The following is a 5434-nucleotide window of genomic DNA, read 5'->3' as shown; positions in this document are numbered from 1 at the left end:
AGTAGATTCTCCTCACTTATTGTGTATGATTCTACATGCCCTTATTTTTATTGTCCAACTAAGTGTAACCTGTCCAATATTCAAGATATAACAGAAACACCATTTGATCAAAGGGATTTATTAACGCTTCTATACGAGGATTTTCTTTATGAGGCAAAGATAAACCCCGATTTAAAGAAGATTTTTAAAGTTCTCACTAGATTGGAACATGAATCTGGAAAGACTGCTGTATTGGAAAAGAAAACGGACTCCATTTTTAAACTCATTCATAAAGAGCAACATGAAGAACTAAAAGCCCTGCCTATAAGTATGAGGCGTAAATATGCCCTTCGTGGTGAAATCATTCTTGCAGATATGGAGGAATCTTATCCAAACCATGGTTACACCATTGAAAGAGTGCTTGAACTCCTTTACATGGACTTTATAGATGCTTTTAGAAAAGGGGATACTACGGAGGCCATTCAGAAAATCATTAAATTATTGGATTGTGAAGAATAATAAATAGCCTAAAGGCGTTAGCAGGGTTAACTTATCAAGACCTAAATCGTAAAAATCCATAAAAAATATAGGGCGATACATATTAGTCATATATAATATGTATCGCCCTTTTACTTCTTGTTCAACAAACGCGCCCTTTTCTGGAATAACTAAAATAAGATCTCAGTCCTAAAATCAATAAATTCTTCTTAAACTAATGTTCCCAGTTAGCGAAATAAAGGTGCAACGATTATCATAAAAATTGAAAAACAAATCAAAGATACACTAATTTTCTTTGGGAGTTTTTTTTTCCTTCCTCATTATAAAATCCTGAAAATTGAAGACGATTTCTATAGAATACAAAAAGTAATATTAAGATTGTTATACCAACAAACCATCCACCAGAAGTATTATCTACGTTTATTTCCATACTTGCATAGACTAGCTTAACTAAGGCTCTCATTAAACTACCAAGAATAAAAATAATAGATGAGATACAGAATATTCCAAGATTGGCTTAATCATATTATATCCCTTTCATTTTGATCTCTTGTTGTATTAAACTGCTGCCCCTTTAGCTGAATAAAGGACAAAAAAAAATGGACTGCTGAAACAGTCCATCGTTATTCAATTCTTGCGCCAGATCAATAATTATTATATATCTAAAGAAACTGTTTTGTAGTGGCTTTTTGCACCTTGACTTTTAATTATTCAAAAATAATTTCCGTACGGTAAATCTCGTCTAAGCTTTTACCTTGAGCTCGCTTCAACACTTCTATCCTTGCATTCAATTGTTTGGCCATAAAAGCTTGACTATCTGATTTTTTTACACCAAATGGACTTACTTCTTCAAATCGCATCGTTTCACTCAATTCGATTGCAATTGGCATTAATCCTTGGAGTTTATTTAAAATATGGTCTAATAAATGTGGATTCTCAGAAATAAGACGTTGTAATAGGAAGGTTCCAAATCCGATGTGCCTTGACTCGTCTCTTTTAATATGGGTAATCCCTTCTAGGAGGCCAGGCATTTTTTTAATTTTAGCTAAACTCTCATAAAAATCCCAATAACCGGTTTCAGCAAGTACTCCTTCTGCAAACATATTATAAACAACGGAGGCATCCGCAATGGCTTCAGGAGATTGGTCATGTAATAGGCGGCCCATCGTTTCTGGCAATATTTCATCAAATACCTTTCTATAAACAGGTGAAAGAAAAGAATTTAAATCTCGTTTAATACCGATGTTTTGTAACAAAAGACTAAAAAAGTCTGCATGTTTCGCTTCCTCGAATAAAAAGGTTGTTAAATACATTTCTTCCTCATATTGTCCTGTTTTTGAAATTGCATAAATAAGTGGAAGAATATCATGGGTTACGGCCTCTTCAGCACCGTAAAAAAAGGAAATTAGTTGAAGAAGTGTATCTTGCTGGTCCGTATTTAATGATTCCCAATCTGCTTTATCTTTACTAAAATCAATGTTGTTAGGATCCCAAGTTCCAAATTTTTTAGCCTTCTCATATAGTTTAAATGGCAGTGAGTCTCGATTAATTCCTTTTTGACTAGTAGACACATAATGACGCATCAACATTCCTCCTAAATTGGTTATGATTTTAACGTGAAATGGGACGATACTATGATAAGCTTTTGAAGTTTAAATCTATAGAGGGAGAAAATTTACAATTTAGGATGTAACATTGAAGAAAGTATGAGTGTTCATTCCATTTTTATTATATTTCCCCAGTAGTAATTGTCAATATATATTTTGAATAATTAAAATTTCATATCTTTTTTTAAAATAAAAATTTGATTATTTTGAAGCTCTTAAAGCTTAAAACGAACAAATAATAAGGGGTAGCGGCGGATTTACAACGTTAAGGATATTCCAGCATTAAAAATCCCAATCTCTCAGTGATATAAATGAGATATTGGGATTTAATTATTAACAATCGCGCCCTATCCCAGAATTACTCAGGTCGTTGAAACGTGTTCACACCTTATTACATTAGCACTCTTTTAATTGAAGAATTTTTATAAAAATATACAAGACCCCCAGACGAGTAATCATGAAGTTTGGGGCATGAATAGGTAAAGTCCATAATCTTGCATCACGGAGGTGTGTCCCATTTGCCGTAACATGGTAGCTATATTCCCACGATGATAAGATCCGTGAGTGACAACATGTAGCACCAATTCAGAAACTGAGGTTTCAAGCAACCCAGCATAGGGGTTATCAACTACAATCACCTTGTCAATATCTTCTTGACTGTTTAGAAGTGCTTTGTAACGTTCAGATAAGTCTAAAAAGATCTTTTTCATTTCCTCAATACTTTTTGTTTCCGCCTGTTCTCTTAACTGATCTTCATGCGCCAATGCTTCATTCATGCTTTTACCTGAAATAATGTCAAACCATGTGTAATCTGAGGCATAAATGTGGGACAACACCTTTGATATTGAAGAAAAACCTGTTTGAATTTCCTTATGATAAATGTCTTGCGGAAGTTCTTTTAAACGATCAATTATAACTCCATTTGCCCATGCGTGGTATTCGTACATTTTTAATGCGGGATGCGTCATTTTAAATTTCCTCCTTTTTTCATTATCTTGTATTTTTTAATTGATACCTAATGATAAATAACTCACTTACAAATTCTGGAGGTAAATATAATTATTCTGTTTTAATTACAAAACTCCTTTTACAACTTAACTGCAGTTTGCTGATAAGCCTTATTTCATTAAATGGCCTTTTAATGGAATAGCATGACTAACGTTTTTAAACAAATATAGGGTTTTTTTCAATGTTGTAGCTACTGTCAAAAAGCATGCTTTATGACAAGCCTAATATCCTTTGATTTCCTCATGTCAAAAAGCCTGCATTCAAGTTATGCAATATTTCATTTGATTAAGGGACTTTATGACATATGGAGATTAGGAAGGTTCTCTTAACGTTGTCATATCAAGGGATTTTTGGGTTCTTCGCCCCTTAGCGTTGTTAATCTGCGTTTCGCTGGCGGTACCCCTTCTAATAATGATAGAATCATTATATACATATATATCCATACAATCGTTAAAAGAGAATACTCTTAAATAGGCCTTTAAAAGGAGTGAGGTTAGATGATTGCTATTGTTATGCAAGTAATTTTAGCAGTTTTTATTTTAGTCGGAGGTTTCATAAAACTTTTACGTATCCCGTTTCAGGTTGAACATTGGCAGCATTATCAATATCCATTATGGTTCATGTCTGTAATTGGATTTATTGAACTTATTGGAGCAATAGGAATGCTTGGGGGTATCTGGAATAGATACTTGGCTATTGGATCAGGTGTATTGTTTGTACTTATCATGATAGGAGCCCTACATGCTCATATTTTTCGAGCGCATCAATCTATTGTAATGATTATTCCTGCAATGATCTGTTTAATATTATCTATCATGGTGATTATCAAGAACTTAACGTTCGCTTAAATTTGTTCACAATTTTGGAGAGTTTAATAAAACTTATAATTTTACTTCCTCTATTTATGTTAATCCCCTACTGAATCAGTCTTTGAGGGGCTTTGTGAATGTTCTTGTTGAACTAACGGGTGCTTTACTTCATTACCAGGAGCTGATCAGCAGCTCCTTTTCTTATGGAACTAAAGGGGCAGGATAGTTGAATAAGAAATGGTAAAATATGATATACAGATAAATGTACGGGGGGATAAAATGGCATCTTTAGTTGTTTGGTTATTAATATTAGTTTTCGGTGGAATTGGTGGAATAGTTATTTGTAGTGTTATCGAGGGAAATGAAGTATTTTCTGGTTATGCTGCAATGTTAGGAATGATAATAGCTTTATTGAGTTCTATTTTCTTCCAATTGAATTTGATGCACCGAGATAAAGAATAGTTGTTAAGCTAACAGTTGGGTTAGCTGAAGATCAGAGCTGTTTTTTAGGCAGCTTTTTTTCTAAATAACTAATGGGGCGGGTTAGTTGAAGAAGTTTTCTCGATATGTAACTGTTTCCCAAAGTTGTTTCTTACAGCTACAATAATGGTGAAACACAATGAGAAATTGAGAAGGAGCTTTTGCAGTTTGAATCTTATTAAATATTTTGGAATCCAATTTATTCTATTTACTGTAATAATCCTAACAGGGTTTTACTCAGATAGTTACATAAGCAAGCCATTTACTTACACTGATTTAATAGCAATAATTATTCATTTTGCTATACTAATCGTCGTGTTAAATGGATACTTTAAGCTAAAAGAACGTCTAATGCCTATTCATTTATTTAATAGAGTTTTACTTTCTTTGTTAGCTTTTGTTATTACCATTATATTTATAGAGATTTTAACAGGTGAATGAGATTTTATCCCTAATGAACGGTGCGTTAGCTGAAGATCAGAGCTGTCTTTAAGGCAGGTTAGTTGAAGTAAAATACCGTTAAGAACTAATTACTACTCAAGAATGAAGGTGACGATAAATAATGAAATTATTCCCTAAAAAATTCCCTAACGATGAAGATGGACAAGTGCTAAAAATGCTATATAAACAAGGTGTGGATTTTAAAGAATCACAAGATGTAGATTTTTTTGTTGCAGTTCCAGATAAAAAGAGTGGTGAATCTGTATTAAATGCATTAAGAGATGCTGGCCTTAATTGTGAATTAGAAAAAGATGATGAAACAGAAGATTGGACTTGTTATTGTTTTATAAAAATGCTTTTAAATTACGAAGACATTATTGATATACAAAAACGAATTGATGAATTAAGTAAACCTTACGATGGATACACAGATGGATGGGAAGTTATGGTTGATTGATTTAATAGCTGTTCTTGTTATAAAATCACCAGTTCTTAATGAACTAACGGGTGCGTTAGCGCCATAAGAAGGCCACCAATGAACTGCACCCCAATTGTTAGACACTATCTAACAATTGGAGGTGCTATTTTTTATGACAAAATATTCATTAGAGT

The 5434-nt window shown here is 33.1% G+C and carries 5 protein-coding genes and 1 pseudogene; 4 read left to right on the top strand and 2 right to left on the bottom strand.

Going from position 1 to position 5434, the window contains the following annotated elements; genetic code table 11:
- Positions 1-498: pseudogene (locus tag ACFX4L_RS24925) on the top strand (hypothetical protein); the annotation flags it as partial.
- A gap of 686 nt (positions 499-1184) precedes the next feature.
- Here the strand turns inward: ACFX4L_RS24925 and ACFX4L_RS24920 are convergent.
- Both ACFX4L_RS24920 and ACFX4L_RS24915 read right to left on the bottom strand, forming a co-directional pair.
- Entirely contained in the window at positions 1185-2060 is an 876-nt protein-coding gene (locus tag ACFX4L_RS24920; protein WP_289336596.1) for a R2-like ligand-binding oxidase, read from the bottom strand.
- A gap of 479 nt (positions 2061-2539) precedes the next feature.
- Positions 2540-3052 (bottom strand): DinB family protein, encoded by a 513-nt coding sequence (locus ACFX4L_RS24915; RefSeq protein WP_377406612.1) that lies wholly within the window; start codon positions 3050-3052, stop codon positions 2540-2542.
- A gap of 537 nt (positions 3053-3589) precedes the next feature.
- On the opposite strand from ACFX4L_RS24915, the gene ACFX4L_RS24910 reads away from it, so the two are divergent.
- The 3 genes from ACFX4L_RS24910 (at position 3590) to ACFX4L_RS24900 (ending at position 5279) form a co-directional block, all read left to right on the top strand.
- Complete coding sequence (locus ACFX4L_RS24910; protein WP_377406610.1) at positions 3590-3940, top strand: DoxX family protein; 351 nt, start codon at positions 3590-3592, stop codon at positions 3938-3940.
- A gap of 240 nt (positions 3941-4180) precedes the next feature.
- Positions 4181-4363, top strand: a complete 183-nt coding sequence (locus tag ACFX4L_RS24905) for a hypothetical protein (RefSeq protein ID WP_377387417.1) — start codon at positions 4181-4183, stop codon at positions 4361-4363.
- Between the two features lie 580 nt (positions 4364-4943).
- Complete coding sequence (locus tag ACFX4L_RS24900; protein ID WP_377406608.1) at positions 4944-5279, top strand: ribonuclease E inhibitor RraB; 336 nt, start codon at positions 4944-4946, stop codon at positions 5277-5279.
- The last annotated feature ends 155 nt before the right edge of the window (positions 5280-5434 follow it).

It is taken from the genome of Peribacillus sp. YIM B13482 (assembly GCF_042787975.1).
Lineage (GTDB): Bacteria > Bacillota > Bacilli > Bacillales > DSM-1321 > Peribacillus > Peribacillus simplex_A.
Note: the sequence above shows the minus strand (reverse complement) of the source record. Positions and strands in the feature narration are given on the sequence as shown.

What these genes read in the sequence shown, in the direction of transcription:
- ACFX4L_RS24920 (WP_289336596.1), bottom strand. Translation starts at nt 2,060, where the DNA reads ATGCGTCATTATGTGTCTACTAGTCAAAAAGGAATTAATCGAGACTCA.
- ACFX4L_RS24910 (WP_377406610.1), top strand. Translation starts at nt 3,590, where the DNA reads ATGATTGCTATTGTTATGCAAGTAATTTTAGCAGTTTTTATTTTAGTC.
- ACFX4L_RS24900 (WP_377406608.1), top strand. Translation starts at nt 4,944, where the DNA reads ATGAAATTATTCCCTAAAAAATTCCCTAACGATGAAGATGGACAAGTG.
- ACFX4L_RS24915 (WP_377406612.1), bottom strand. Translation starts at nt 3,052, where the DNA reads ATGACGCATCCCGCATTAAAAATGTACGAATACCACGCATGGGCAAAT.
- ACFX4L_RS24905 (WP_377387417.1), top strand. Translation starts at nt 4,181, where the DNA reads ATGGCATCTTTAGTTGTTTGGTTATTAATATTAGTTTTCGGTGGAATT.